This is a genomic window from Chromobacterium sp. CV08 (genome assembly GCF_051129845.1).
GTDB lineage: Bacteria > Pseudomonadota > Gammaproteobacteria > Burkholderiales > Chromobacteriaceae > Chromobacterium.
The window spans coordinates 2,196,167-2,222,639 of record NZ_CP150453.1 but is presented as its reverse complement, the minus strand read 5'-3'; the positions used below and the strand labels follow the sequence as shown (position 1 = coordinate 2,222,639).

At 66.8% G+C, this 26,473-nt stretch carries 31 protein-coding genes; 13 read left to right on the top strand and 18 right to left on the bottom strand.

Features of this window, described 5'->3' with window-relative positions; all coding sequences use genetic code 11:
- Position 1 precedes the first annotated feature (1 nt).
- From WNM05_RS10665 to leuC, 5 genes are all read right to left on the bottom strand, one after another.
- Positions 2 to 283 (bottom strand): hypothetical protein, encoded by a 282-nt coding sequence (locus WNM05_RS10665; RefSeq protein WP_434634873.1) that lies wholly within the window; start codon positions 281 to 283, stop codon positions 2 to 4.
- 14 nt (positions 284 to 297) lie between these two features.
- Complete coding sequence (locus WNM05_RS10660) at positions 298 to 1,059, bottom strand: class I SAM-dependent methyltransferase (RefSeq protein ID WP_434634871.1); 762 nt, start codon at positions 1,057 to 1,059, stop codon at positions 298 to 300.
- A 13-nt stretch (positions 1,060 to 1,072) separates the two neighbouring features.
- Complete coding sequence (gene leuD, locus WNM05_RS10655; protein ID WP_434634870.1) at positions 1,073 to 1,711, bottom strand: 3-isopropylmalate dehydratase small subunit; 639 nt, start codon at positions 1,709 to 1,711, stop codon at positions 1,073 to 1,075.
- Positions 1,712 to 1,741: 30 nt separating this feature from the next.
- A complete protein-coding gene (locus WNM05_RS10650; protein WP_434634867.1) occupies positions 1,742 to 1,927 on the bottom strand; it encodes an entericidin EcnAB in 186 nt (61 codons plus the stop codon).
- A gap of 128 nt (positions 1,928 to 2,055) precedes the next feature.
- On the bottom strand, positions 2,056 to 3,471 hold the full coding sequence (leuC, locus tag WNM05_RS10645; protein WP_434634866.1) for a 3-isopropylmalate dehydratase large subunit: 1,416 nt from the start codon (positions 3,469 to 3,471) through the stop codon (positions 2,056 to 2,058).
- Between the two features lie 101 nt (positions 3,472 to 3,572).
- Between leuC and WNM05_RS10640 the strand changes: the two genes are divergently transcribed.
- Positions 3,573 to 4,346 carry a helix-turn-helix transcriptional regulator gene (locus tag WNM05_RS10640; protein WP_434634864.1) on the top strand — a complete coding sequence of 258 codons (774 nt, stop codon included), beginning with the start codon at positions 3,573 to 3,575 and terminating at the stop codon, positions 4,344 to 4,346.
- Here WNM05_RS10640 and WNM05_RS10635 read toward each other — a convergent pair.
- Genes WNM05_RS10635 through WNM05_RS10625 form a run of 3 tightly spaced genes read right to left on the bottom strand, consistent with a single transcriptional unit; the run spans position 4,324 to position 6,582 of the window.
- Positions 4,324 to 5,484, bottom strand: coding sequence for an MFS transporter (locus WNM05_RS10635; RefSeq protein WP_434634862.1), 1,161 nt, complete (start codon positions 5,482 to 5,484; stop codon positions 4,324 to 4,326). The genes WNM05_RS10640 and WNM05_RS10635 overlap by 23 nt on opposite strands.
- A gap of 43 nt (positions 5,485 to 5,527) precedes the next feature.
- Positions 5,528 to 5,932, bottom strand: a complete 405-nt coding sequence (locus WNM05_RS10630) for an RNA-binding S4 domain-containing protein (RefSeq protein ID WP_434635144.1) — start codon at positions 5,930 to 5,932, stop codon at positions 5,528 to 5,530.
- A complete protein-coding gene (locus WNM05_RS10625) occupies positions 5,932 to 6,582 on the bottom strand; it encodes a fumarylacetoacetate hydrolase family protein (RefSeq protein WP_434634860.1) in 651 nt (216 codons plus the stop codon). Before WNM05_RS10625 ends, WNM05_RS10630 begins: the two co-directional genes overlap by 1 nt.
- Positions 6,583 to 6,907: 325 nt before the next feature.
- Between WNM05_RS10625 and WNM05_RS10620 the strand changes: the two genes are divergently transcribed.
- The 3 genes from WNM05_RS10620 to WNM05_RS10610 all read left to right on the top strand — a co-directional run bounded on the left by WNM05_RS10620 (position 6,908) and on the right by WNM05_RS10610 (position 10,509).
- Positions 6,908 to 8,620, top strand: coding sequence for a PHA/PHB synthase family protein (locus WNM05_RS10620; RefSeq protein WP_434635143.1), 1,713 nt, complete (start codon positions 6,908 to 6,910; stop codon positions 8,618 to 8,620).
- Between the two features lie 70 nt (positions 8,621 to 8,690).
- Complete coding sequence (locus WNM05_RS10615; RefSeq protein ID WP_434634858.1) at positions 8,691 to 9,869, top strand: acetyl-CoA C-acetyltransferase; 1,179 nt, start codon at positions 8,691 to 8,693, stop codon at positions 9,867 to 9,869.
- 214 nt (positions 9,870 to 10,083) lie between these two features.
- A complete protein-coding gene (locus tag WNM05_RS10610) occupies positions 10,084 to 10,509 on the top strand; it encodes a GNAT family N-acetyltransferase (RefSeq protein WP_434634856.1) in 426 nt (141 codons plus the stop codon).
- Between the two features lie 25 nt (positions 10,510 to 10,534).
- Here WNM05_RS10610 and soxR read toward each other — a convergent pair whose 3' ends face one another.
- Positions 10,535 to 10,981 carry a redox-sensitive transcriptional activator SoxR gene (soxR, locus tag WNM05_RS10605; protein ID WP_434634854.1) on the bottom strand — a complete coding sequence of 149 codons (447 nt, stop codon included), beginning with the start codon at positions 10,979 to 10,981 and terminating at the stop codon, positions 10,535 to 10,537.
- 41 nt (positions 10,982 to 11,022) lie between these two features.
- Between soxR and WNM05_RS10600 the strand changes: the two genes are divergently transcribed.
- Together WNM05_RS10600 and WNM05_RS10595 are read left to right on the top strand one after the other, a co-directional pair.
- Positions 11,023 to 11,634 carry a flavodoxin family protein gene (locus tag WNM05_RS10600; RefSeq protein WP_434634846.1) on the top strand — a complete coding sequence of 204 codons (612 nt, stop codon included), beginning with the start codon at positions 11,023 to 11,025 and terminating at the stop codon, positions 11,632 to 11,634.
- Complete coding sequence (locus tag WNM05_RS10595) at positions 11,631 to 12,047, top strand: VOC family protein (protein WP_434634845.1); 417 nt, start codon at positions 11,631 to 11,633, stop codon at positions 12,045 to 12,047. Before WNM05_RS10600 ends, WNM05_RS10595 begins: the two co-directional genes overlap by 4 nt.
- A gap of 88 nt (positions 12,048 to 12,135) precedes the next feature.
- Here the strand turns inward: WNM05_RS10595 and WNM05_RS10590 are convergent, their stop codons facing one another.
- Entirely contained in the window at positions 12,136 to 12,261 is a 126-nt protein-coding gene (locus WNM05_RS10590; RefSeq protein WP_255409598.1) for a hypothetical protein, read from the bottom strand.
- 15 nt (positions 12,262 to 12,276) lie between these two features.
- A complete protein-coding gene (locus WNM05_RS10585) occupies positions 12,277 to 12,612 on the bottom strand; it encodes a hypothetical protein (protein ID WP_434634843.1) in 336 nt (111 codons plus the stop codon).
- Between the two features lie 97 nt (positions 12,613 to 12,709).
- Here WNM05_RS10585 and WNM05_RS10580 point away from each other — a divergent pair, with 97 nt between their 5' ends.
- The 3 genes from WNM05_RS10580 to ampH all read left to right on the top strand — a co-directional run bounded on the left by WNM05_RS10580 (position 12,710) and on the right by ampH (position 17,198).
- Positions 12,710 to 14,491 carry an aminopeptidase P family protein gene (locus tag WNM05_RS10580; protein WP_434635142.1) on the top strand — a complete coding sequence of 594 codons (1,782 nt, stop codon included), beginning with the start codon at positions 12,710 to 12,712 and terminating at the stop codon, positions 14,489 to 14,491.
- A gap of 68 nt (positions 14,492 to 14,559) precedes the next feature.
- Positions 14,560 to 15,480 carry a LysR substrate-binding domain-containing protein gene (locus WNM05_RS10575; RefSeq protein WP_434634841.1) on the top strand — a complete coding sequence of 307 codons (921 nt, stop codon included), beginning with the start codon at positions 14,560 to 14,562 and terminating at the stop codon, positions 15,478 to 15,480.
- Positions 15,481 to 15,914: 434 nt separating this feature from the next.
- Positions 15,915 to 17,198: a D-alanyl-D-alanine-carboxypeptidase/endopeptidase AmpH gene (ampH, locus tag WNM05_RS10570; RefSeq protein ID WP_434634839.1), complete on the top strand. Its 1,284-nt coding sequence runs from the start codon at positions 15,915 to 15,917 to the stop codon at positions 17,196 to 17,198.
- Here the strand turns inward: ampH and WNM05_RS10565 are convergent.
- The 4 genes from WNM05_RS10565 to WNM05_RS10550 form a co-directional block, all read right to left on the bottom strand.
- Positions 17,195 to 18,169: a polysaccharide deacetylase family protein gene (locus tag WNM05_RS10565; RefSeq protein ID WP_434634836.1), complete on the bottom strand. Its 975-nt coding sequence runs from the start codon at positions 18,167 to 18,169 to the stop codon at positions 17,195 to 17,197. The two genes, ampH and WNM05_RS10565, sit on opposite strands and share 4 nt — an antisense overlap.
- 11 nt (positions 18,170 to 18,180) lie before the next feature.
- Entirely contained in the window at positions 18,181 to 18,891 is a 711-nt protein-coding gene (locus tag WNM05_RS10560) for an SDR family oxidoreductase (RefSeq protein ID WP_434634834.1), read from the bottom strand.
- Positions 18,888 to 19,412: an ester cyclase gene (locus WNM05_RS10555; RefSeq protein WP_434634833.1), complete on the bottom strand. Its 525-nt coding sequence runs from the start codon at positions 19,410 to 19,412 to the stop codon at positions 18,888 to 18,890. The genes WNM05_RS10560 and WNM05_RS10555 overlap by 4 nt, the downstream gene beginning before the upstream one ends.
- Positions 19,413 to 19,605: 193 nt before the next feature.
- Positions 19,606 to 19,791 carry a putative motility protein gene (locus WNM05_RS10550; protein WP_434634832.1) on the bottom strand — a complete coding sequence of 62 codons (186 nt, stop codon included), beginning with the start codon at positions 19,789 to 19,791 and terminating at the stop codon, positions 19,606 to 19,608.
- Positions 19,792 to 19,914: 123 nt separating this feature from the next.
- On the opposite strand from WNM05_RS10550, the gene trxB reads away from it, so the two are divergent.
- The 4 genes from trxB (at position 19,915) to WNM05_RS10530 (ending at position 23,512) form a co-directional block, all read left to right on the top strand.
- The gene (trxB, locus tag WNM05_RS10545; protein ID WP_434634830.1) at positions 19,915 to 20,868 is read left to right on the top strand and encodes a thioredoxin-disulfide reductase; all 954 of its coding nucleotides are present in this window, start codon (positions 19,915 to 19,917) and stop codon (positions 20,866 to 20,868) included.
- Between the two features lie 18 nt (positions 20,869 to 20,886).
- Complete coding sequence (locus WNM05_RS10540) at positions 20,887 to 21,519, top strand: Smr/MutS family protein (protein ID WP_434634829.1); 633 nt, start codon at positions 20,887 to 20,889, stop codon at positions 21,517 to 21,519.
- A gap of 74 nt (positions 21,520 to 21,593) precedes the next feature.
- Entirely contained in the window at positions 21,594 to 22,049 is a 456-nt protein-coding gene (locus WNM05_RS10535; protein ID WP_434634826.1) for a peroxiredoxin, read from the top strand.
- Between the two features lie 59 nt (positions 22,050 to 22,108).
- Positions 22,109 to 23,512 carry a PhoH family protein gene (locus WNM05_RS10530; RefSeq protein WP_434634823.1) on the top strand — a complete coding sequence of 468 codons (1,404 nt, stop codon included), beginning with the start codon at positions 22,109 to 22,111 and terminating at the stop codon, positions 23,510 to 23,512.
- A gap of 66 nt (positions 23,513 to 23,578) precedes the next feature.
- On the opposite strand, the gene WNM05_RS10525 is transcribed toward WNM05_RS10530, so the two are convergent.
- The 3 genes from WNM05_RS10525 to WNM05_RS10515 all read right to left on the bottom strand — a co-directional run bounded on the left by WNM05_RS10525 (position 23,579) and on the right by WNM05_RS10515 (position 26,246).
- Positions 23,579 to 24,436 carry a methionyl-tRNA formyltransferase gene (locus tag WNM05_RS10525; protein WP_434634822.1) on the bottom strand — a complete coding sequence of 286 codons (858 nt, stop codon included), beginning with the start codon at positions 24,434 to 24,436 and terminating at the stop codon, positions 23,579 to 23,581.
- A gap of 121 nt (positions 24,437 to 24,557) precedes the next feature.
- Positions 24,558 to 25,919, bottom strand: a complete 1,362-nt coding sequence (locus WNM05_RS10520) for an aspartate aminotransferase family protein (RefSeq protein WP_434634820.1) — start codon at positions 25,917 to 25,919, stop codon at positions 24,558 to 24,560.
- A 111-nt stretch (positions 25,920 to 26,030) separates the two neighbouring features.
- The gene (locus tag WNM05_RS10515; RefSeq protein WP_101707848.1) at positions 26,031 to 26,246 is read right to left on the bottom strand and encodes a sigma factor-like helix-turn-helix DNA-binding protein; all 216 of its coding nucleotides are present in this window, start codon (positions 26,244 to 26,246) and stop codon (positions 26,031 to 26,033) included.
- Positions 26,247 to 26,473 lie beyond the last annotated feature (227 nt).

The window sequence follows — 26,473 nt, the reverse complement described above, 5'->3', positions numbered from 1 at the left end:
CTTATTTCCGTTTATCTTCGTCGCGCCGGGTCAATCGCTCCACCAGCGCCTTTTCGCAACACTTGAACACGATGTAGGCCGCCATCGCGGCATAGCCGGACAACAGCAGCTCGCCCAGCTGGCGCAGCGCGCCGTCCATCGCCGCCTGCCAGCCCGTGTCCAGCCACAGCCTGAGGTTCAGCTGCAGCAACAGGACCAGATTGACCGTGCCGACGCCGAACAGCAGAAAACTCAGGCCCAGCAGCAGGAAGGCCGGCACCGGATGGCGATGCAGCCACGCCATCCCGCCGCGGCCGCTCACGGCCGCGCCCACAACACCAGCACGTCGGAGCTGAAGCTGCCGTCGGCGCCGATGTCGAAATAATCGCGCACCTCGCTGCCCATCTGGCGCTGCAGCTCGCGTATCGCCTCGCGCATCGTCGGCGGCGTGCGCATCCGCTCGACCCAGGAATCGAACTCCAGCCTGAGCTTGCGCCGCTCGGCCCGCTCCAGCCCGAAGCCGGCCGATGCCAGCATCGCCAGCCATTCGGCGGCGGAATAGTTCCTGACGTGGCTGGTGTCGCGCAGCACCTCCACCGCCTGCAGATGCGTATCCAGCAACGGCGCGCCCGGCGAGGCGATGTCGATCAGCGCCAGCCGGCCGTCCGGCTTCAGCACCCGCCTGGCCTCGCGCAGCGCCCGCGGCACGTCGCTCCAGTGGTGGGCGGAATAGCGGCTGAACACCAGGTCGAACTCGCCGTCGGCGAACGACAGCCGCTCGGCCGCGCCCTGCCGGACGGCGATGTCCAGTCCTCGCCGCGCGGCCTCGGTCGACACCACCTCCAGCATCCTGACCGACAGGTCGTAGGCGGTCACCGCGCCGCCGGCCTCGGCCGCGCGGAAGGCGACATGGCCGGCGCCGCAGCCGAGGTCCAGCACCCGCGCGCCGGGCTTATCGGCCACCGCGGCCGACAATTCGGCGAACTCCTCGCCCTGGGCGTGGACGCTGCTGCTCAGATAGGCGGCCGCCTGCGCGCCGAACTGCCGCTCCACCGTTTCAGCATGCGGAATCGGGCTCATGTCGCGCTCCCGCTCAGGCGAACAGCCAGGGCTGCTCGGCTCGGCGCCTGGCTTCGAAAGCCTTGATTTCGTCGGCGTGCCGCAGAGTCAGCCCGATTTCGTCCAGCCCGCCCAGCAGGCAGTGCTTGCGGTGCTCGGTGATGTCGAAGGCGAAGGCCCGGCCGGACGGCGTGGTCACCGTCTGCGCGGCCAGGTCCACCGTCAGCCGGTAAGCCGGCGTCGCCTCGCACTCGCGGAACAGCTGGTCGACGACGTCGGCCGCCAGCACGATGGGCAGCAAGCCGTTCTTGTAGCAGTTGTTGAAGAAGATGTCGGCGAAGCTCGGCGCGATCACCACGCGGAAGCCCTGGTCGTCCAGCGCCCACGGCGCGTGTTCGCGGCTGGAGCCGCAGCCGAAGTTCTCACGCGCCAGCAGGACCTGCGCGCCCTGATAACGCGGCTGGTTCAGCACGAAATCCGGGTTCAGCGGACGCTTGGCGTTGTCCATGCCGGGCTCGCCGTGATCGAGATAGCGCCACGCGTCGAACAGATTTGGCCCGAAGCCGGATCGTTTGATCGACTTCAGGAACTGCTTCGGAATGATGGCGTCGGTATCGACATTGGCGCGGTCCAACGGACAGACCAGGCCTTCCAAAGTGGTGAATGCTTTCATATTGCGCTCCCGTCAAGGATGGCGCGGCGTTTAATGGGAGGCGTGCTCTATCGCCTCGCCACCTCGTTCCACCGCGTTGCCGACCGCCTGTCCCGCCCTCTGCAAACCGTGTCCCACCGCCTGGCCGCCTTCCTTGGCGTCGGCCTTGACGCCTTGCACCGTATTGCAGCCGGCCAGCAACAGGGCCAGGCCAAAACAAACAATCGCTTTATTCATGATTTCGCTCCAGTTGGGTGACAGCCGGGCTGTCGGACAATGATGAACAGGCATTCTAGCGAACTGCCGGATGCCTTCCCATTGCTGTCTGACATATCGCGCCCGATTTTGCTCCCCGCCGTCGCAATCTAGGCGTCGGCCAGCCGGCGCACGTCGACGAAATGGCCGGCCACCGCCGCCGCCGCCGCCATCGCCGGGCTCACCAGATGGGTGCGGCCGCCCTGGCCCTGGCGCCCCTCGAAGTTGCGGTTGGAGGTGGACGCGCAGCGCTCGCCGGGCAACAGCCGGTCGGCGTTCATCGCCAGGCACATCGAACAGCCCGGCTCGCGCCATTCGAAGCCGGCGGCGACGAAAATCCTGTCCAGCCCCTCGGCCTCGGCCTGCGCCTTGACCAGGCCGGAGCCCGGCACGACCAGCACCTGCTTGACGCTGTCGGCCTTGCGCCGGCCCCTGGCCACCGCGGCGGCCTCGCGCAGATCCTCGATGCGGCTGTTGGTACAGGAGCCGATGAAGACCACGTCCACCGGAATCTCGGCGATCGGCGTATCCGCGTCCAGGCCCATATAGGCCAGCGCGCGCTCGATGCCGGCCTTCTTGACCGGATCGCTCTCGGCGGCCGGATTCGGCACCCTGCCGCCGACGGCCGTCACCATCTCCGGCGACGTGCCCCAGGTGACCTGCGGCTGGATGTCGGCGGCGTCCAGCGCCACCACCGCGTCGAAATGCGCGCCGTCGTCGGAATGCAGCGTGCGCCAGTAGGCGACGGCCTGTTCCCATTGCTCGCCACGGGGCGCGAACGGGCGTCCTTTCACGTACTCGATGGTCTTGTCGTCCACCGCCACCAGGCCGGAGCGGGCGCCGCCCTCTATCGCCATATTGCACAGCGTCATCCGGCCCTCCATCGACAGGCCCCGTATCGCCTCGCCGCCGAACTCGATCGCGTAGCCGGTGCCGCCGGCCGTGCCTATCTTGCCGATGACGGCCAGGGCCACGTCCTTGGCGGTGACGCCGGCGCCCAGCCGCCCGTCCACCCGCACCAGCATGTTCTTGGACTTTTTGGCCACCAGGCACTGGGTGGCCATCACATGCTCGACCTCGGAGGTGCCGATGCCGTGCGCCAACGCGCCGAAGGCGCCGTGCGTCGAGGTATGGCTGTCGCCGCAGACCACGGTCATGCCGGGCAGCGTCGCGCCCTGCTCCGGCCCCATCACGTGGACGATGCCCTGACCCTTGTCCTTGAACGGGAAATAGGCCAGCGCGCCGAACTCCCGGATGTTCGCGTCCAGCGTCTCCACCTGCTGCCGCGAGATCGGGTCCTGTATGCCCTGCTCCCAGTGGTCGGTCGGCGTGTTGTGGTCGGCGGTGGACACCACCGAGTCGACGCGCCACAGCGGGCGGCCCGCCAGCTTCAGGCCTTCGAAGGCCTGCGGGCTGGTCACCTCGTGCACCAGGTGGCGGTCTATGTACAGCAGCGCGGTGCCGTCGGCCTCCTGGCGCACCACGTGGCTGTCCCACAATTTGTCGTACAAGGTTTGCGCGGTCATGTTGCGGTTCCTCCGGTCATCGTTGAACACATCTTTGACCAGCTTTGATCCTGTTACAAGATAAGCCGTTATACTGGTATAAAAACCAATAGGATCAGACCATGGACAGCACATCGACCCCGCTGGGCGCCTTCCTGCGCGCCCACCGCGAACGGCTGACGCCGCAGCAGGCCGGCCTGCCTGCCGGTCTGCGCCGCCGGGCCAAAGGCCTGCGCCGCGAGGAGGTGGCGCAGTTGGCCGGCATCAGCCCCACCTGGCTGACCTGGCTGGAGCAGGGACGCAGCGAGTCGGTGTCGGCGCACACGCTGACCCGGCTGGCCGCGGCCCTGCAGCTGTCCGGCGCGGAGACCGACTATCTGTTCGATCTCGCCGGCCTGAAAAATCCGCAGGAGAAACGCGCCGACGCGAATCCGCAGGCGCGCGAGATCCTGGAGAGGATGCTGCCGCGCATAGACATGCCGGCCTATGTGCTGGACCGCCACTGGGAGGCGGCCGCCTGGAACCAGGCGGCGGCCGAGCTTTTCTGCGACTGGCTGGGCCGGCCTGACGCCAGCCGCAATCAGCTGGACTTCGTGTTCCTGATGCCGGAGGCGCGGACCTTCATAGACAACTGGCCCGAACGCGCGCGCCGTATCGTCGCGGAATTGCGCGCCGATCTGGGCCAGCAGCTGGACGACGCCGCCACCGCGCAGATGCTGGATCGCCTTCGGCGGCAGAGCCCGGAGTTCGACCGCCTGTGGCGGCAACAGGACGTGCTGGAACGCGAGGGCGGCGAGCGCGGCTTCCACCACCCCCGCCTCGGCCCGCTTCAAAAGCAGCAGATCACGCTCAGACCGGCCAACGCGCCGGAATTCAAGCTGGTGGTGCTGCTCTGAGCTTGCCGGCGGGCCGCAGCCAGCGCAGGCACACCAGCGCGCCGACCAGCGCCGCGGCTGCCGACATCGCGAAGGTCGGCAGCACGCCGCCGTGCGGCCACACCAGCCCGCCTATCAGGCCGCCGCCGCTGCCGCCAACGCCGAAGGACGCGACGATGTACAGGCCCTGGGCGCGGCCGTGGTGCTGCTCGGCGAACATGCGGTTGATCAGGCCTATCGCCGACGCATGGTGCAAGGCGTAAGTCAGCGCATGCAGCGCCTGGGCGAAACCGGCGACCAGCGGCGAGGCCAGGCAGGTGGCGATCAGGCCGAAACGCAGCACCGCCGCCAGCAAGGACGCCAGCATCAGCGCTTCCAGCCCGAAGCGGCGCATGATGCGGGGCATCAGCATGAAGACGCCGACCTCGAAGACCACGCCCAGCGCCCACAGCACGCCGACGGCCGCCTTGTCGTAGCCGAAAGCCTTCAGCCCCAGCGAATAGAAGGTGTAGTACGGGCCGTGGGCGAAAGCCTGCAGGAAGCAGCAGGCGAACAGCGCGATCACCGCCGGCTGGCGCAGCGTCTCCCAGATCGGCCCGGCCGGCCTGGCCTTGCCGGCCGGCACCACTTCCGGCACCTTGAACGCCGACAGCGCCACGCCGATCAGCAGCGCCGAGACTATCCACGGCGTCGCCGCGATGCCCAGCCAGTCCAGCATGTAGCCGCCGCTCATCGCCAGGCAGACGAAGCCTATCGAGCCCCATACCCTCACCCGGCTGTAACGCCCCGGATTGTCGCGCGTCAGATAGGCGGTGCTGGCCTCGACCAGCGGCAGCGCCGCCGCCCAGAAGAAATGCGAGACCGCCAGGCTGACGAAGATCCACCAGAAGCCGTCGTGCAGCCCCACCAGGCAGAAACTGGCGGCGGACAGGATGGAGGTGCTGACGATGATGTTGCGCCGGCGGCCGCTCCTGTCGGCCAGCCAGCCCCAGAAGCCCGGCGCGATGATGCGGGCCAGCGTCGACAGCGCCATCAGCACCGAGATCTGCCAGGCGCTGAACGACAGCGACTGCAGATACAGGCCCCAGAACGGGCTGAACATGCCCTGGAAGGTGAAGTAGGTGAAATAGAACGAGGCGAACGGCAACAGCGACTGCATTGTTATCTTTCTGCGGGCTCGATAGCCGGCGCCGCGAATACGGCTAAAACGACGACTTGAAGCGGACGATCTCCCGGCGCGCCTTCTTGGTGGGACGGCCGTCGCCGTGCGGGAAGCTCGTCCGCTCGGCCTTCAGCAGCAACGACTTCTCCTCGCGGGCGGCGACGGAGGCCTCGTCCTCGCGGTACATCAGCACGGCCTCCTTGGCCGGCCGGCGCTGGGTGGAAAGTTGCAGCACCTCGATGTTGTACTCCAGCTGGTTGAGGCGCAGGAACAGCCTGTCGCCCTCCTTCACCACGCGCGAAGCCTTGACCCGCTCGCCGCCGACCAGCACCCGGCCCAGCTCCAGCGCCTCGTGGGCCAGCTGGCGCGTCTTGAAGAAACGCGCCGCCCACAGCCATTTGTCCAGGCGAACCTTGTCGTCGTCCCGCTCTTCCTGTCTGGCCATCATGCCACCTTCCAATGCGCCGACACCTGGCCGTGCAGGCTGAGTTCCAGCTCGTCGCCGGACTCGATGCGCGCCACGCCCTCCGGCGTGCCGGTGAAGATCAGATCGCCGTCGGACAAGCCGTACAGCCTGGACAGATGGCTGATCTGCCGCGCCACGGTGAACAGCATCAGGCCGGCGTCTCCGTTCTGCCGCAACTGGCCGTTCACCCTGAGGTCGAAGCGAAGCTGCTGCGGATCGGCCACCCTCGCCGCCGGCACCAGGGCCGACACGCAGGCCGCGCCGCGGAAGCCCTTGGCCTTGGTCCACGGCTGGCCCTTGCGCTTGGCCTCGGCCTGCACGTCGCGGGCCGTCAGGTCCAGACCGATGCCGTAGCCGGCGACGTGGCTCAGCGCCTGCTCCGGCGCGATATCGCCGCCGCCCTTGCCTATCAAGACCACCAGTTCGCATTCATGATGGACATCGCTGGAATAATCCGGCAGCCGGATAGGCGCCGATTCGTCCAGCAAGGCCGAAGTCGGCTTGAGAAACACCAGCGGCTCGTCCTCTACCGGATTGCCCAATTCCGCAGCGTGCGCGGCGTAATTGCGACCGATGCAGAATATATTCCCGACTCGGACAGTATGTAATCCCAGTTTTACACTTGCCATTGCAATTCCTCATAAGCGCATCGGTCGATTATCCCACAAGCGATGCGAAATCCATACCGCGGCTCCGGCATGTCTCGCGCATTTTTGCGCATTGCAGCAACAAATGCCGGCATTCGACCGCCATCAACCGTTTTCAATGGCAGGATGGCGTGAAAATGTCATGCAAGCCATGTTACAGTTTGCAGGTGCACATGCATTGCAAGACAGATTCAGACAGGCTTCGATAACGCTTCAGGCACGTATCAGGAGATTCATCTTGTCCCAGAATAGTACCGCTTCGCTGGAAGATTTCTTCACCGGACTTTCCACGGCCAATCAGCAATGGATGCAGCAGCTCGTCAATTCGCTGTCGCTGGGCGCCTGCCCGGACGGCAACCCCAATCCGCTGTCGGGCGCATGGTCGCAGCTGATGAACCACACCAATCAGCTGCTGAGCCTGCAGTCCAGCCTGTACCAGCAACAATTGAATCTGTGGTCGCAATTCATCGGCCATGCCGCCGGCGAGCCGCCGGCCGCCGAAACCGCCCAGCGCGCGGCGCCGTCCGACCGCCGCTTCGCCTCGCCCGAGTGGAGCGAGCACCCGTTCTACAACTTCCTTCGCCAAAGCTATCTGCTGACCTCCAAGTGGATGACCGAGCTGGTGGACCAGACCCAGATCGACGAGAACGCCAAGGACAAGCTGGCCTTCGCCACCCGCCAGTACCTTGACGCGATGTCGCCGAGCAACTTCATGCTGACCAATCCGGACGTGGTCAAGCGCGCGCTGGAGACCAAGGGCGAAAGCCTGGTCGAAGGCATGAAGAACATGATGGAGGACATCCAGAAGGGCCATATCTCGATGTCCGACGAGAGCAAGTTCGAGATAGGCGTGAACCTGGTGGTGACGCCGGGCCAGGTGGTGTTCCGCAACGAACTGATCGAACTGATCCAGTACACGCCGACCACCGGCAAGGTGTACGAGAAGCCGCTGCTGCTGGTGCCGCCCTGCATCAACAAGTACTACCTGATGGACCTGCAGCCGGACAACTCGATGGTGCGCCACTTCGTCGCCCAGGGTTATCGCGTCTTCCTGATCAGCTGGCGTTCGGCGGTGGCCGAAATGAAGCATTTCACCTGGGAAAACTATATCGAGGACGGCGTCTTCGCCGCCGCCGAAGCGGTGAAGAAGATCAGCAAGCAGCCGACGATGAACGTGCTGGGCTTCTGCGTCGGCGGCGTCATTCTCAGCACCGCCTTGTGCGTGGCCCAGGCCAAGGGCCTGAAATACTTCGACTCGGCCACCTTCATGACCTCGCTGATCGACCATTCCGAACCGGGCGAGATCGCCTTCTTCATCGACGAGGCGCTGGTGGCCAGCCGCGAGGCCAAGATGGCCGCCGGCGGCATCATCAGCGGCAAGGAGATAGGCCGCACCTTCGCCAGCCTGCGCGCCAACGACCTGGTGTGGAACTACGTGGTCAACAACTACCTGCTCGGCAAGACCCCGACGCCGTTCGACCTCCTGTTCTGGAACAACGACGCCGTCGACCTGCCGCTGCCGATGCACACCTTCATGCTGCGCCAGTTCTATCTGAACAACTCGCTGGTCAAGCCGGGCGCGATCACGCTGTGCGGCGTGCCCATCGACATCGCCAAGATAGACATCCCGCTGTACATGTTCGCCGCCCGCGACGACCACATCGTGCTGTGGGACTCGGCCTATTCCGGCCTGAAATACCTGAGCGGCGCGCCCAGCCGCCGCTTCGTGCTGGGCGCCTCCGGCCACATCGCCGGCTCGATCAACCCGGTCACCAAGGACAAGCGCAACTACTGGGTCAACGACAAGCTGCCGCTGAGCGCCGACGAGTGGCTGGAAGGCGCCGAAAGCCGCCCCGGCAGCTGGTGGAAGGACTGGGATGCCTGGCTGGCGCCGCAATCCGGCAAGCAGGTGGCCGCGCCGAAGACGCTGGGCAGCAAGGAGTTGCCGCCGCTGCTGGCGGCGCCGGGCAGCTATGTGCTGGCCAAGGCGATGCCGTCGGTCGCCGCCAGCCTGCAATAATCGGATTCAAACGCCCTTCTAGGGCGGCATGGCCCGCCTCCGCGCGGGCCGCAAGCTAAAGGAGAAAAACATGGAAGTAGCAATCGTAGCCGCGCAGCGCACCGCCATCGGCAGCTTCGGCGGCGCGCTGGCCAAGATATCGGCGCCGGAGCTGGGCGCTGTCGTGATCAAGGCGCTGCTGGAGAAAACCGGCGTCAAGCCGGAAGACGTCAGCGAAGTGATCCTGGGCCAGGTGCTGACCGCCGGCAGCGGCCAGAACCCGGCGCGCCAGGCGCTGATCAAGGCCGGCCTGCCGGTCACCACGCCGGCCACCACGCTGAACGTCGTGTGCGGCTCCGGCCTGCGCGCCGTGCACCTGGCCGCCCAGGCCATCCTGGCCGGCGACGCCGACATCGTCATCGCCGGCGGCCAGGAAAGCATGTCGCTGTCCCCGCACATCCTGCCGGGCTCGCGCGACGGTTTCCGCATGGGCAACGCCCAGTTGATCGACACCATGGTCAACGACGGCCTGACCGACGCCTACAACGCCTACCACATGGGCATCACCGCCGAGAACGTGGCCGCCAAGTACGGCATCGGCCGCGAGGAGCAGGACGCCTTCTCGCTGCAATCGCAACAGCGCGCCGCCGCCGCCCAGAAGGCCGGCAAGTTCCGGGACGAGATCGTGCCGGTGCTGGTGCCGCAGCGCAAGGGCGATCCGCTGGCCTTCGACCAGGACGAATTCATCAAGCACGACGCCAGCGCCGAAGGCCTGGCCAAGCTGCGCGCCGCCTTCAAGAAGGACGGCACGGTCACCGCCGGCAACGCCTCCGGCATCAACGACGGCGCGGCAGCCGTGCTGTTGATGTCGACCCAGAAGGCCGACCAGCTTGGCCTGAAGCCGCTGGCCGTCATCAAGGGCTACGCGCTGACCGGTTGCGAGCCGGAAATCATGGGCATAGGCCCGGTCTCCGCCACCCGCAAGGCGCTGTCCAAGGCCGGCTGGAAGGTGGAAGACCTGGAGCTGGTCGAGGCCAACGAGGCCTTCGCCGCCCAGGCGCTGGGCGTGGCCAAGGAGCTGGGCTGGGGATCGGACAAGGTCAACGTCAACGGCGGCGCCATCGCGCTGGGCCACCCGATCGGCGCCTCCGGCTGCCGCGTGCTGGTGACGCTGCTGCACGAAATGCAGCGCCGCGGCGCCAAGAAGGGCCTGGCCACGCTGTGCATAGGCGGCGGCATGGGCGTGGCGCTGGCGGTCGAGCGTCCGTAAACGCCCGCTCCGCAAGTACGAAACCCGCCGAATCCGGCGGGTTTTTTTGTCCCATGGCTCCCATGCCCAAACCCTCGCGCAGCGTTCCAGCCAGCCCTCTTTGGATCCACTCCGGCGCGATACCTGCCGCCGCCAAACTCATGCCCCGTTTCCTCTTGCAGTCGTTTCTGCAGGCCGTCAGACTGTCATTGTCATAATCAAGTCGCCAAGCCCCATGCAGACACCCGAACTATTCGTATGCGATCGCGCCGCTCCGGAAGCGGAGAAAACCATCGCCGCCGGCCTGAACCAGTACAACGACCAACACACCGGCTATGCGGACCGCCAGCCGCTGGCGGTGCTGGCGCGCGACCCCACCACCGGCGAGACATTGGGCGGCGCCTATGGCCGCAGCTCGCTGGGCCTGCTGTTCCTGGAACTGTTCCACCTGCCCGAACCGCTGCGCGGACAGGGGCTGGGCAGCCGCATTCTGCAAGCGTTCGAAGACGAAGGCCGGCGACGCGGTTGCCGCCATGCCGTGCTGTACACCATCAGCTTCCAAGCCCCGGGCTTCTACCAGCGGCACGGCTGGCAGGTTTTCGGGGAGATCCCCTGCGACCCGCCGGGCGCCAGCCGGATTTTCCTGCGCAAGGCGCTGTAAACCCAAGCGGACGCCGCAGCGCGGCTCAGGCTTTTTCATCCAGCAGAAAACGCGGTCCGCAGCCCTGCTCGCTCGCCTTGTCGCCCGGGTTGTACAGCTTGCAGCGCTCCAGCGACAGGCAGCCGCAGCCTATGCAGCTGTCCAGCTGGTCGCGCAGCCGGCACAGCGCGTCTATCCGTTCCTGCAGCAGCGGCTTCCAGGCCCGCGAGATCCGCGCCCAGTCGTCGGCCGTCGGCGTGCGCTGCGAAGGCAGGTCGGCCAGCGCCGCGCCGATGTCCTGCAAGCTCATGCCCATCGCCTGGGCCACCCGTATGAACGACACCCGGCGTATCGCGTCGCGGCGGTAGCGCCGGGTCTTGCCGGCCTCGCCGACGCTGTGTATCAGCCCTCTCGCCTCGTAAAAGCGCAAGGCGCTGGCCGCCACGCCGGTGCGCTTGGACAGCCGGCCTATCGTGATGGCCTTGTCTTCCATATTTGAATTGACTTCAAGTTAACTTTAACTTTGATACTAGCATGGTCATCACTCACCACGCGAACGACATGAGCCACATCCAGATCGTCTATTACTCCAGCGGCGAGAGCACCCATTCCTTGGCCGAAGCGATCCGGGACGGCGCATCCGAATACGGCCGCGCCCGCTTGCTGCGCATTCTGCCGCAACACCTCCGGCATGGCCGCTATCCGATACAGGCCTTCATCGACGAATTGCAGGACGCCAGCGCCATCATCTTCGGCAGCCCCACCTTCATGGGCGGCCCGGCCGCGCAGTTCAAGGCCTTCGCCGACGCCAGCAGCGCCGGCTGGTGCCGCCAGGCCTGGGCCGACAAAATCGCCGCCGGCTTCACCATAGGCGGCAACCTGAACGGCGACCAGCAATGCACGCTGGCCTATTTCTCCACGCTGGCCGCGCAGCACGGCATGCTGTGGTGCGGACTGGACATCGCCGCCGGCTACAGCCCGGAGGGGCTGAACCGTCTGGGTTGCCAGTTGGGCGCCACCGCGCACAGCCCCGATGGCAAACTGCACCCGTCCGATCTGGCCACCGCCCGCCATCTGGGACGGCGCGTCGCCCGGCTGGCCCAACGCATGCGCGCCATCGCGCGCTTAGAGGAGCAACAGACATGACCCCCGACATCCATCGCATAGACCACATCCACGTCTACGTGCGCGACCGCGCCGCCGCCGAAGACTGGTACCGCCGCGTGCTGGGCCTGTCCCGCGTGCCGGAGCTGGAGCACTGGAGCCCCGGCCGCGGTCCGCTGACCGTCGCCAACGCCGCCGGCACGCTGAAACTGGCGCTGTTCGAACGTCCCGAAGTCGCTCCCGGCGCCGTGATCGCCCTGGGCGTCGACGCGGACGGTTTCCTGCGGTGGCGCGCCCATCTGCGTCAGGAGCTGGGCAAGCTGCCGGACGTGGTCGACCACGATCTATCGTGGTCGATGTATTTCGTCGATTCCGACGGCAACGGCTACGAGATCACCAGCTACGATTACGCGGAACTGGCGAAACGCCTGCCCGGCGAAACCGCCCGCGCATGAAAAAACCTCCTGTCGCTGAAGGCAGGAGGTTTGTCCGTTTCGCCGGCCCGACGGCCGGCCGTTGGCATGGCGTCGACGGAGAGAACGCCTAGTGGGGGACGATGACGGGGGCTTCCGGCGCATGCTTCTTCTGATGCTTGGCGGCCCGTTTCTCCTTCGGCGTCATCAACGGCTGCTTCTTGGCTTCCTTGCTGCTGTGTCTGGATTTGCTCATGATTCGCTCCTGGACTTAGTCGAGCGTCGGCATGACCGACACCGGCCTCAGTATAGTAAGAATCGCCGGGGATACCGGAAACGCAACAAAAATGCGCGCAACATCTTGCCCTGCATCAAATGTCTTGCCAAACCAGACAATGCCATTATCATTCCCATTCCGGCCAGATCGCGCCATCAAATCAGTCACAAACAACGTCAGAACGACAAAGGAATCGATGATGAAGCATTTTCTGTCCACATTCATCCAGCTTTGCAACGTCGCCGGCCGCCCCGGCCACCGCCGCGTAAAGCACCGCTGAGCGTCTCGTGTCCCGGCGCCGCCGCGCCGGCGGACGAGCATGGCAACCATGAGCTCCGCTCATCCACTTGCGCGGCGTGGCCATTGCTTACAGAATGCATGCAAACACCCCATCGGAGCCGGCATGAACACTGTAGCAACCCCGCAACTGGACACCATTCCGCAACGCATCGCCTCGCTGCGCGCCGCGATGAAGAACGCCGGCGTCGACGCCTGTCTGGTGCCGTCGTCGGACCCGCATCTTTCCGAATACCTGCCCAAGCGCTGGCAGGCGCGCCGATGGTTGTCCGGCTTCACCGGCTCGATGGGTACGCTGATCGTCAGCGCCGACTTCGCCGGCGTGTGGGCCGACAGCCGCTACTGGGTCCAGGCCGAGCAGGAACTGGCCGGCACCGGCGTCCAGTTGATGAAGATAGACACCGCCGCCAGCAGCCTGCACCTGCAATGGCTGGCGGACACGCTGAAACCCGGCCAGACGCTGGCCGTGGACGGCGATTCGCTGGGCCTGGCCGCGGCCAAGGCGCTGCGGGCCGCGCTGGAGCCGCGCGGCATCGCGCTGCGCGCCGATGTCGACCTGATAGACGCGATCTACGCCGGCCGTCCGGCCCTGCCCGCCGCCGCCGTCTACCAGCATGACGCCGCCTACGCTCCGGAAAGCCGGGCCGCCAAGCTGGCCCGCGTGCGCGAAGCGATGCGCGCGGCCGGCGCGGACCGACACTTCGTGTCCACGCTGGACGACATCGCCTGGCTGTTCAATCTGCGCGGCGCCGACGTCAACTACAACCCGGTGTTCATCGCCCACGCGTTGATAGCCGCCGACCGCGCCACCCTGTTCGTCGCGCCGGGCAAGATAGACGCCGCCCTCGCCGCCCAGCTGGCGGCCGACGGCGTCGAGATCGCCGATTACGCGGCCGCCAAGCCGTCGCTGTCGGCGCTGTCCGGCTCGCTGCTGATCGATCCGCGCCGCGTCACGCTGGGCCTGCGCCAGGCGGTGGCCGACGGCGTCACGGTGATCGAGGCGATCAATCCCAGCACGCTGATGAAATCGCGGAAAAGCGCGGCCGAGGCCGAGCACGTGCGCCGCGCGATGGAGCAGGACGGCGCGGCGCTGGCCGAGTTCTTCGCCTGGTTCGAGGCCAAGGTCAACCGCGCCCGCATCACCGAGCTGACGATAGATGAAGAGATCACCGCCGCGCGCGCGCGCCGCCCCGGCTTCGTCTCGCCCAGCTTCGGCACCATCGCCGGCTTCAACGCCAACGGCGCGCTGCCGCACTACCACGCCACCCAGGAAGCGCACAGCGAGATCAAGGGCGATGGCCTGCTGCTGATCGATTCCGGCGGCCAATACCTGGGCGGCACCACCGACATCACCCGCGTAGTGGCCGTCGGCACGCCGTCCGCCGAGCAGAAGCGCGACTTCACCCTGGTGCTGAAAGGCACGATGGCGCTGTCGATGGCGCATTTCCCGCGCGGCACGCTGTCGCCGATGCTGGACGCGCTGGCCCGCGCGCCGCTGTGGCAGCACGACATCGACTTCGGCCACGGCACCGGCCACGGCGTCGGCTACTTCCTGAACGTGCACGAGGGCCCGCAAAGCATCTCTCGCGCGGTGCCGGAACCGCATATGGCGATGCAGGAAGGGATGATCACCTCGATCGAGCCGGGCGTGTACCGCGCGGGCCAGTGGGGCGTCCGCATCGAAAACCTGGTGCTGAACGTGGCATCGGAACAGAACCAGTTCGGCGACTTCCTGAAGTTCGAGACGCTGACGCTGTGCCCGATAGACCGCCGCTGCATCGAGCCGTCGCTGCTGACCCGGCCGGAAATCGTCTGGCTGAACGGCTACCACGCCGAAGTGCGCGCGCGGCTGCTGCCGCTGGTGGATGGCGCGGCTCGCGATTGGCTGCTGGCCAACACCGAAGCGCTGTAAACTGCGGCCACACCGTCTACAGGCCATGCCCCGCGGCATGGCCTGTTTCATTTCGCGAGGAATCATCGATGCCCTTAGACCGCCTGGGCGACCTGCGCCTGTTCCTGGACGCCGCGCAACTGGGCAGCTTCTCCGCCGCCGGCCGCAAGCACAACCTGTCTCCGGCCGCCGCCAGCGCCTGCATCCTGCGCATCGAGGCCGCGCTCGAGGCCCGGCTGTTCCAGCGCACCACCCGCCGGCTGCGGCTGACCGAGGCCGGCGAAACCTATCTGGCCTATTGCCGCCAGGCGCTGGAACTGCTGGACGAAGGCGAGCACAGGCTGCAACGGGAGCAGCAGGAACTGAGCGGCCTGATCCGCCTGTCTGCGCCGTCGGACCTGGGTCGCAACGCGCTGCTGGACTGCCTGGACCGCTTCGGCGCCGAACACCCCGGCGTGCATTTCTCGCTGTCGCTGAACGACACGCTGGCCGACCTGATAGGCGACGACATCGATCTGGCAATCCGCTACGGCCAACCGGCCGACAGCAGCCTGGTGGCACGGCGGCTGGCCGCCAGCCGCCGCGTCGTCTGCGCCGCGCCGTCGCTGCTGCAGCGGCTGGGCGCGCCGGCCCACCCCCGCGAACTGGCCGGCCTGCCGACGCTGACCCTGCTCGCCGGCCACGGCACGGCGATCGATTGGCGCTACCGCGAAAACGGCGAGGCCAGGACCTTGCGCCTGGAGCGAGCCCGGCAGAGCAACGACGGCGAAGTGCTGCGCCGCTGGGCGCTGCAGGGCCACGGCTTCGCCTACAAGTCGGAACTGGACATCGCCGCCGACCTGCGGGCCGGCCGGCTGCTGACGGTGCTGGACGACTACTTCACCGAACCGGCCCCGCTGCACCTGCTCTACCCCGGCCACCGGCTGCAGCCGGCGCGGATACGTCGCCTGATAGATTTCCTGCTGGAGTCGTTTGCCCGGCCGCACGAGCATGACGAATTCATTTCCTGATTTCCCACGCCGCCCCGCATGGGCAATCGCCGGCTCTTGCCGGCGGTGAACCTCAAGCCGGCGCTCAGCTCGATTGGCAACGGGCGGGTAGCCGCTGTTTTTCCCGACCAGGCGCGATGTGCGACGAAGCGCCTGTCGCCGGCACCGCCTTCAGACCGCTCCCAAGCGGACAAGCGCAAACCTGCTTACCATCCGTTTTCGAGCCGCCTCCCCCTGCGGCGGGCCGGATTTTGGCCATCTTCACATTTCCTGACGCATAAACAGGATGCGAAACCGCTCCAGGCTGAATAAAATGCATGCCAGCCTGTGACTTCGGGCAACTTGCTTCCCGGAGCCTGTTCATGATCGTTCCCGTGCCCAGCCGATGCGGCGGAAACCGCCGCTGCCGGAGACGATCGTGGACAGGCTCCCAATACCGTCAGGACAGAACAAGAGTGAAAAAAGCGTTTTTGCTGGGGCTGGGTCTTGCCGCCGCCCCGGCCTTCAGCCTTGCCGTGCCGCAAGCGGCACAAGCGGAACCCCAGACCGCCGAACAGAAAATCGACCATTACGCCAGCCAGATCTTCCGCAACTCCCGAGCCGTCGGCATGACGATGGTGGTGGTGAACAAGCAGCAGGCGCTGCAACGCTTCTACGGCCAGACCCGCCCCGGCAGCCGTCAGTTGCCGGATGCCGACTCCGTGCTGCGCATCGCCAGCATCAGCAAGACGATGACCGGCGAAGTGCTGGCCTCGCTCGCGCAGGAAAAGCGCGTCAAGCTGGACGATCCGCTGCAGAAGTACGCGCCGCGCGGCCTGGCGCTGCCGCCGACCGAACAAGCGATCACCCTGCTGAACCTGGCCAGCCACACCAGCGGCTTCCCGCGCGAAATGCCCGGCGTCAAACCCCAGGACACGCCGGTCTTCGTCTGGCCGGACCAGCAACAGCGCTGGCAGTGGCTGTCCGCCAGCAAGGCCAAGTTCGCGCCCGGCCTGCGCGCCCAGTATTCCAACCTGGCCTTCGACTTCCTGGCCGACGCGCTGGCCGCCGCCACCGGCCGGCCGTATGCCGCCCTGCTGCGCGACAAGGTCACCGCGCCGCTGGGCATGCGGGACACCACCTTCAGCCCCAACGCCAGCCAATGCGCGCGGCTGATGGAAGGCTACGGCGCCAGTCCCTGCGTCGATACCAGCGCCGCCAGCGGCAGCGGCGGCATCTACTCCACCCCGCGCGACATGCAGCGCTGGCTGCAGGATCTGGTCCATCCGCAAAACGAGGCCCGCCGCCAGTTGCGCGACCAGACCTTCCACATGTATTTCAAACGCGACGAACTGCGCAGCCTGCGCGGCATGGACGTGGCCGGCAAGGCAGACGAACTGGGCCTGGGCTGGATACGGATGCTGCCGACGCCGAACTCGCCGGAAATCATCCAGAAGACCGCCGGCGGCGGCGGCTTCATCGGCTATGTCGCGATCGCGCCGAAGAACGACGTCGCGGTATGGGTGGGCCTGACCCGCAGCGGCGGCACCCACTACCAGAGCATGAGCGACGGCGTGAACAAGCTGGTGGCCGAACTGAGCGGCTACCACCCGGAAACGCGGCCGAAGCCGCCGCTGCATCTGAAACCGACGCTGGCGCGCGCCAAGCCGATCAAGGCCAGAATAAAAGCCAAGGCCAAGGCCAAGCCGACCGCCGCCAAGGCGGCCGGCCAACGCGCCAAGAAGCGGAAACCGGCCTAGAACGTCGGCACGCCCGGCGCCGTCAACGCGAAGCGGGCGATTTCGTCCTTGCGCATGAAGCGCACGCCGGCGTGCCCCTGCGCGTAGCGGATGAACTGCTCCAACGCCCATACCCGCGCCGGCGTGCCGGAGATGCGGTCGTGGGTGCTGATCGACATCATCCGTCTACGCCCTACCGCCTCCCGGTACAGCTGGTCGAACTCGGCCTTCAGGTCGGCCAGGTAGCCGTCCACGCTCAGCGCCGGCGAGTCGTAGCGGACGATGTCGTTATTGCGCAGCGTGTACGGCACCACGACGAAGGGCTTGCCGTCTACCGGCACGGTGAACGGTTCGTCGCGGCTGACGTTGTCGATGTGGTAGACGAAACCCAGCTGCCGCAGGATGCCCAGCGTGTTCGGCGTGCCGCGCAGCCAGAAGGCGTTGAAGCCCGTCGGCCGCGTGCCGGTGGCCCGTTCTATGCTGGCGATGCTGGCGCGATAAGCCGCGCGCTCCTCGTCCGGCGTCATCGAGTATTGCGGCTCCCAGGTCTGGCCGTGGCCGGCCGCCTCGTGGCCGCGCTCGACGATCTCGCGCGCCAGTTGCGGATGGCGGTCCACCGCCTGGCCCACCATGTGCGAAGTCACCTTGACGCCGGTGCGGTCCCACAGGTCCAGCATCCGCGGGATGCCCTCCTTCACCCCGTAGTCGTACCAGCTCTGCATCGGCAGGTCCGGGTATTTCGGGTCCAGCGGCGGAAACGGCCCGCTGGCGCCGCGCTCCGGCTGGGCGCCGGCCTCGAACTGCATCGAAATGGAAATCACCAGCCGGGTGTCACCCGGCCAGAAGCCGCTTCCGTTCTGCGTGTCTTGTGTCATGTTTTCCTGCCCTCCTGTCGCCGCCCAGGTCCGTCCCTGCCCCAGGGCCAGGCTCGCTCCGCCGGCCGTGGCGCCGGCCAGGAACTGGCGGCGGTTGATCGGAATCGTTTTCTTCATCGCATCCTCGGCTACAACAGGCCGCCGCCGTCCACATCGAGCACCGCGCCGGTGACGAAGGCGTTGCCCATCGCGAACAGATAGGCCTCGGCCAGCTCCCGCGGCTGGCCCACCCGGCCCAGCGGCAAGCCGGCCCCGATCTTCGCCATCGCCGCCGTGCGGCCCTCCGCGCCCGCCTCGCCCCACAGTTCGGTATCGACGACGCCGGGGCTGACCGCGTTGACCCGCCGCGGCGCCAGCTCCTTGGCCAGATTCTTCGTCGCCGCCTCCAGCGCGGCATTGACCGTGCTCTTCAGCAGGCCGCCGGCGCCGTACTTGCGCGCCAGCAGGCCGGACGTGAAGGTGATGGAGGCGTCGGCCGCCAGGTAGGGCAAGGCCTGTTGCGCCGCCAGCAGATTGCCGAACAGCTTGACCTCGAAAGTCTTGCGGAAGTCGTCGACGGTCGCGTCCTCCAGCCGGGGCGAGCCGACGCGCGCGCCGGCGGTCAGCACCAGATGGTCGATGCGGCCGATTTCGGCGAAGGCCTGGCGCAGGCTTTGCGGATCGGTGACGTCGGCATGCAGATGCTGCCACGGACCGGCCTGCGCGGCCGAGCGTCCCAGCACATAGACCTGGGCGCCCGCCTCGGCCGCCGCGCGGGCCACCTCGCGGCCTATGCCCGACGTGCCGCCGAGCACCGCCACCGTCTTCTGTCGCAGAAAATCCCGGTTCGCGCTCGTCACTTCAACGCTCCCAGCTGCTTCAGCAGCGTCAGATTGTCTTCAAGATGCCAGTTCTCGGCGATGCGCCCGTCCCTCACCCGGTACAGGTCGAAGGCCTGGAAGTCGACCGTCTGGCCCTTGCCCTCCACGTCGCCGAAACGGCCGCTGAAATGGCCGGTGAAGTGCAGCCGCAGCGCCACGCGGTCGGCAGCCAGCACCATGTCGGTGACTTCCACCTTCAGATCCGGCACCGCGGCGCGGAAAGTCCGCGACGCCTGCAAGGGCCCGGCCGTGCCCTGCTGGCGGCCCTCCGGCAGCGTGCGGTCGATGAAATCGGGGGCCAGGGCCAGCTCCGCATAGCGCGGGTCGCCGGTGTTCCAGAAGGCGGCGTAGCGCAGCGCGGCCAGCTTCACCGCGGCGGCGGCGCCGGCATTGCGCTCGGAAAACACCCGCGCCGGCTGCGGCAGCGCGTCGGCGGCCAGGGCGGCGCCGGTGGACAGCGCCAGCAAGCCGGCGCCGATCAGAACGGAAAAACGGTACATATCGACTCCTCGTGTTGACGGCGGCCGGCCGCATGCCGGCCACCTGGAATCGATTATGTTCCCGCCCTTTTCAATTGATAATTAGGCTTTTAATTGCAGGATATTATTGTCTGATTTGAAAATATGCGCGCGACGCGCAAAACAAAAGGCGGCCCGAGGGCCGCCTTCGATGGCAGTCGCCGGCCGGCGCCGCTCAGGCGCGCACGTCCAGATTCTGCCCCAGATGGGCCGGATTCTGAGCCTGGATCTGCTGCGAGGACTGCTCGGCCCCCTGCAGCAGCGTCATCGCCGCCTGCGACTGCGACTGCATCGCCTTCTTCAGTACCAGCGCCTGCGCGTTGGTGCTGACGTTCGAGCTCACTTGACTTACTACATCCATACCCCAACCTCCTCATCTGACATGCTGCCGTTGATTGCAGTTTAGCGGGCCATCGGCCTGCTGTCACAACAAAACTGCTAGAATGTCAGCCGATCCACCCCTTTTGACGACAGGAAAACACACATGAGCGCAACCCGTCACAGCCCCCTGCTGATTCTCGGCTCCGGCCCGGCCGGCTACACCGCCGCCGTCTACGCCGCCCGCGCCAACCTGAAACCGGTCGTGATCACCGGCATGGCCCAGGGCGGCCAGCTGATGACCACCACCGACGTGGACAATTGGCCCGCGGACGCAGAGGGCGTGCAGGGTCCGGAACTGATGCAACGTTTCCAGCAGCACGCCGAGCGCTTCGGCACTGAAATCCTGTTCGACCACATCCACACCACCCATCTGCGCGAGAAGCCGATCCGCCTGGTCGGCGACGCCGGCGAATACACCTGCGACGCGCTGATCATCGCCACCGGCGCCTCCGCCCAATACCTGGGCCTGCCGTCCGAGGAAGCGTTCTCCGGCAAGGGCGTGTCCGCCTGCGCCACCTGCGACGGCTTCTTCTACCGCAACCAGGACGTGGCGGTGGTCGGCGGCGGCAACACCGCGGTCGAGGAAGCGCTGTACCTGGCCAATATCGCCAAGCACGTCACGCTGATCCACCGCCGCGACACCTTCCGCGCCGAGAAGATCCTGGTCGACAAGCTGATGAGCCGCGTCGCCGAAGGCAAGATCAGCCTGAAGCTGAACGCCACGCTGGACGAAGTGCTGGGCGACAACACCGGCGTGACCGGCGTGCGCGTCAAGCTGAACGACGGCGGCAGCGAGAACCTGGCGCTGACCGGCGTCTTCATCGCCATCGGCCACAAGCCCAACACCGACATCTTCAAGGGCCAGCTGGAAATGGACGCCACCGGCTACCTGATCACCAAGGGCGGCCGCGAAGGCAACGCCACGCTGACCAGCATCGACGGCGTTTTCGCCGCCGGCGACGTGCAGGACCACATCTACCGCCAGGCCGTCACCAGCGCCGCCTCCGGCTGCCAGGCCGCCCTGGACGCCGAGCGCTACCTCGACAACCTGAAGTAAGCCGCGAAGCCTAGCATCATGAAGACCTTCAAGGATTCCCTGAAGGGACTTCGCCAGACGCTGCGCCAGGCCGCCCCGCCGCGGGCGGCCGCGCCGCAGCCTGCAATGCCCGAAGAAGCGGACTTCCGCCAGCTGTTCCGCGACGCCAAGCCGCTGAAGCCGGACGGCCGCCACCATCCCCAGCCCCCGAAGCCCAGCCCCAGGCCGCGCAAGCCCAGCCAGGGCCCGGCGCTGCACGCGGCCGCCTGCCAGGAAATACTGCAGCACCAGATAGGCTGGTTCGAGCCTATGACCCAGTTGCAACAGTACGCCCGCGCCGGCATGCCGGCGGCCACGCTGAAGCGGCTGCGCCAGGGCAACTGGCCGGTCTGCGCCCAGCTGGACCTGCACGGCTACACACGCCACCAGGCTCAGGACGCGCTGGCGCTGTTCATCCACCGCGCCCGCCACCGCGGCCAGTGCGTCAAGGTGATACACGGCAAGGGCTTCGGTTCGCCGCAAGGCGAGCCGGTGCTGAAGAAACTGGTGCGCAGCTGGCTGCAGCACCACCCCGATGTGCTGGCCTTCTGCGAGGCCGAGGCCGGCGGCGGCAGCGGTTCGCTGCTGGTGCTGTTGCGCCGGCCTGCGGCCGGCGAAATCCGCGACGAATGATAACGTGACAACCTCGCCGGGAATCCGCTAAGCTCAAGACAAGGCGGACCCCTGCACCCCACCAGGAGTTATGCATGACAGGCACCCCCTGCCCCGACTTCACCGTGCCCGGCACCGCCGGCGCCGACTTCCAGCTCTCCTCCAGCCGCAAACCGCTGGTGATCTACTTCTACCCCAAAGACAACACGCCCGGCTGCACCAACGAAAGCATGGACTTCCGCGATCTCCATGCCGAGTTCGCCGCGCTGGGCGCCGAAATCGTCGGCGTCTCCCGCGACAGCCTGAAATCCCACCAGAACTTCAAGGCCAAGCTGGAACTGCCGTTCGAACTGCTGTCCGACCAGGAAGAAACCGTCTGCAACCTGTTTGGCGTCATCAAGATGAAAAACATGTACGGCAAGCAGGTCAGGGGCATCGAGCGCAGCACCTTCGTCATCGATGCCGCAGGAAACGTGTCGCGCGAATGGCGCGGCGTCAAAGTGCCCGGTCACGCGCAGGAGGTGCTGGCGTACGTCAAAACGCTGAAATAGAGGCTGTACCCGCCCGGCCAGCCGGCCGGGCCGCACAACACGAACTAGGGGACCACATCATGGCCGGCCGCAAAAAGACCACCGCGTGCAAGCTGTTTGTTCTGGACACCAATGTACTGTTGCACGACCCCACCTGTCTGTACCGCTTTGAAGAACACGATGTGTTCATCCCCATCATCACGCTGGAAGAGTTGGACACCCACAAGAAGGGCATGTCCGAAGTGGCGCGCAACGCCCGCCAGGCCAGCCGTTTCCTCGACGACATCATCAGCGGCAACGAGCTGAACATCGCCGACGGCATCCCGCTGAAGCACGCCAGCCGCGACGCCGCCAGCGGCAGGCTGATCCTGCAGACCCAGGCCATCAACGGCACGCTGCCGTCTTCGCTGCCCATGGGCAAGGCCGACAACCAGATACTCGGCATCGTGATGGCGCTGAAGGGCCATCACCAGGGCCGTTCCGTCATCCTGGTGTCCAAAGACATCAATATGCGCATCAAGGCCCGCGCGCTGGGCCTGGAGGCCGAGGACTACTTCAACGACAAGGTGCTGGAAGACACCGACGTGCTGTACACCGGCACGCGCGAGATCGACCAGACCTTCTGGGAACGCAACAGCAAGGACATGAAGTCGTGGCAGGAACACGGCCGCAGCTACTACCAGCTGGCCGGCCCCGACTGCGGCGCGCTCTACGTCAACCAACTGCTGTGGCACGAGGGCGAAAAGCCGTTCCAGGCCCGGGTAATCCGCCAGGAAGGCAAGAGCGCGGTGCTGGAGACGCTGAAGGACTACAGCCACAACAAGAACAATGTCTGGGGCATCACCGCGCGCAACCGCGAGCAGAACTTCGCGCTGAACATGCTGATGGACCCGAACGTCGACTTCATCACGCTGCTGGGCCAGGCCGGCACCGGCAAGACGCTGCTGACGCTGGCGGCCGGGCTGGCGATGACGCTGGAGCAGAAGCTGTACTCCGAAATCATCATGACCCGCGTCACCGTGCCGGTCGGCGAGGACATCGGCTTCCTGCCCGGCACCGAGGAGGAAAAGATGGCGCCGTGGATGGGCGCGCTGGAGGACAACCTCGACGTGCTGAACAAGAGCGACGACGATGGCGGCGACTGGGGCCGCGCCGCCACCCGCGACCTGATACGCAGCCGGATCAAGGTCAAGAGCCTGAACTTCATGCGCGGCCGCACCTTCTTGAACAAATACCTGATCATAGACGAGGCGCAGAACCTGACGCCCAAGCAGATGAAGACGCTGATCACCCGCGCCGGCCCCGGCACCAAGGTGGTCTGCCTGGGCAACGTCAGCCAGATCGATACCCCCTATCTGACCGAGGGCAGTTCCGGCCTGACCTATGTGGTGGACCGATTCAAGGGCTGGGGCCACTCGGCCCACATCACGCTGCAGCGCGGCGAGCGCTCGCGGCTGGCCGACTACGCCGGCGAAGTGCTGTAGCCGCCCTCCCCTCCGACAAAACGGCGCCATCCTCCGGGATGGCGCCGTTTGGCCATACGGCGATCGCTAACGATACCGCCCGGTGACCACGTCCGGCCCGTACAGGCTCCATTCGCTGATCAGCAGCATGCCGTCGGCGGTGGCCACCAGCAGTTGCTCGGCCTGCGAATAGATCAGCGTGCCGGGCGCGAAATTGTGGGTCTCGGTCCAGCCCTCGGCGCGATGGATGAAGAAAGTGACGTCGTTGACCGTCGCCGCGCATTCGAAATCGCCGAAGGCGCGCAGCTGGCGCAGCAGGTCGGCGGTGCCGCGCGTGAAGTCCAGCATCCGGTCCCGGTCCGTCCACAACGGCCAGTAGCTGCCGCCGTCGCCCTGCGGCCGCGCCTCGCGCCACAGCGGCTCGAACTGATCGGCCACCTGGTGGCTGAGGCGGTGCAGCGCCAGTTGCAGCTTGATGTCCAGCACCTGGTGGCTGTCGGTTTCGCCGAGCGGGAAACGCTGCTGCGCCAGGATGTCGCCGGTGTCGAACTCCGGCCCCACCTTGTGGCAGCTGCAGCCCCACTCGCGGTGCCCGTCCAGCAAGGCGCGCACCTGCGGATACGGCCCGCGTCCCACGGGCAGCGGCGACGGATGGAAATTGACCGCGTACTTCAGATACGGCGTCCAGTCCGGGATGCGCCAGTTGTAGCTGCCCACCAGCAGCGCCTCGCAGCCCAGGTCGGCCAGTTCCTCCAGGTCCCGCTGCCGCATCGGCGACAGCTGCAACGGCAGCCTGCGCTGCTCGGCGAAGCTCACCGAGGCCTTGTGGTGGTGCATCCTGTGATCGACCGGCGTGCAGAATACCTTAACCGGCTGCCAGCCGGCCTGCAGGAAGACATCGAGCACCGGCTTGAAACGATCGGACAGGGTAATCGCGAAACGCATGGCATCCACTCTCGGCAGGCCGGGGCCGGCCGGCCCCGCATTGCCTTGGTTATACCATCGCCCCGCGCAGCCGCCGCGCCGCTGACAAGCAAATTAACAGAAGCCGGCCCCCGGCCGAAAATCAGCCGCGCACCGCCTCCAGCCAGTCGGCGAAGGCCGCCAGCAGCCGGTCCACGTCGGCCGCCGAGGTATACGGGCTGAGCAGCAGCATATTGTGGAACGGCGTGATCAGCAGGCCGCGGTTCAGCAGGTGGAGATGGATGCAGCGCTCCAGCTCGGCGTCCTGCCAGGCGCCGGCCTCGCTGCCGTTGCGCGGCGGCCTCGGGGAAAACTGGAACTCGCAGCGCGCGCCCAGCTGCGTCACGCACCACGGCAAGGCGAAGCGGGCGAACAGCTCGCGCAGGCCCTGGGCCAGCCGGCCGGCGCGCTCGAACATGATCCGGTAATTGTCCTCGGTCATCACCTCGGCCAGATTGGCGCGCATCGCCGCGCAGGCCAAGCGGTTGGCGCTCAGCGTCGTGCCTATGCCGGAATGCCCCGGCGGCGCGTCGCGCTTGGCGCGCTGCGCCCTCTGGGCCAACTCGGCGCTGAAACCGTAGGCGGCGGCCGGCAGACCGCCGGCCAGCGGCTTGCCCAGCACCAGCAAATCCGGCCGCAGGCCGTGCGCGGCGGTGTAACCGCCGGGGCCGCAGCTGATGGTGTGGGTCTCGTCCAGCAGCAACAGGCTGCCGTGGCGGGCGATGATGGCCTGCGCCTGTTCCCAGTAGTCCGGATCGGGCAGCACCATGCCGATATTGGTCATCGCCGGCTCGGCCAGCACGCAGGCGACGCGTCCGTCGGCCAGCGCCGCGTCCAGCGCGGCCAGATCGTTGAATTCCACCACCCGCGTGTGCTCGGTCAGCCGGTAGACCTGGCCCAGCAGGCTGGCGCGCGGCTTCGCCTCGCCGTCCTCCAGATCGACGAAGACATCGTCGACGGTGCCGTGGTAGCAGCCGTTGAACACCAGGATGCAGTCGCGGCCGGTCACCGCGCGCGCCCAGCGTATCGCGAAGCGGTTGGCGTCGCTGGCCGACAGCGCGAACTGCCACGCCGCCATGCCGAAGCGGCGCGACAGCTCCTCCGCCACCCACAAGGCGTCGTCGCCGGGCAGCATCGCCGTCAGGCCGCGCGCCGCCTCGCGCGCGATCGCCGCCGCCACCGGCGCCGGCGAATGGCCGAACATCGCGCCGGTATCGCCAAGACAAAAGTCGGTGTAGCCGATGCCGTCGACGTCGGTCAACCGCGCGTCGCGCGCGTCGGCGATGAACAGCGAGCACGGCGTCGGCCAGTCGTCCATCCAGTGCAGGGGCACGCCGAACAGCAGGTGTTGCCGGGCCCGCTCCGACAGCGCCAGCGAGCGCGGGTGCCGTTCCAGGAAATCGCGCCTGTCCCGCTGATGCCGATCGCGCGCCTTGTCGAGCGCTATGCCGTGCCGCAGTGCCATGTCCGCCTCGCTTGCCGATGGGATGCGGCCAGTATGCCAAACAATCCGGCGCGACAAAAAGCCCGGAGGGGCCAAAGCCGCTCCGGGCCAATCGCTGCAATGAACGTCAATTCAGTGCAGGGGCAAATGCCCCGCCAGCTCGTTCACCTGTCTGATGGCGCGCCGGAAGCGCGCGTGGGCGCGGGAAACGGTGGATTCGCTGATATCCATCTGCTGGGCGGCCGAATAGCCGGTCATGCCCTCCACCTCCATCAGCCACACCGCCTCGCGCGAGCGCTTCTTCATGCCGATCAGGTCGGCCACCACGTTGAAATCGTCCAGTTTCATCTACGCCTCCCCATGTGGTCCCGGCTCCCGCCGCGACCGGGGAGCCGAACATGTCCTAGCCTTTCCAGCATAGATGCTTGCAGAAAAAATGCAGGTAGCGAACGGCCTGGGGATGTCATTCTTGCCATAGATTTCGATGCAGGCGGCTCACTGCCGTGCCAGTCGAGAGTCGAGGCGCGATCGAAAGGCATTGCCAGAAATTCTGTGTCAACTGGCCCTTGCTCGTG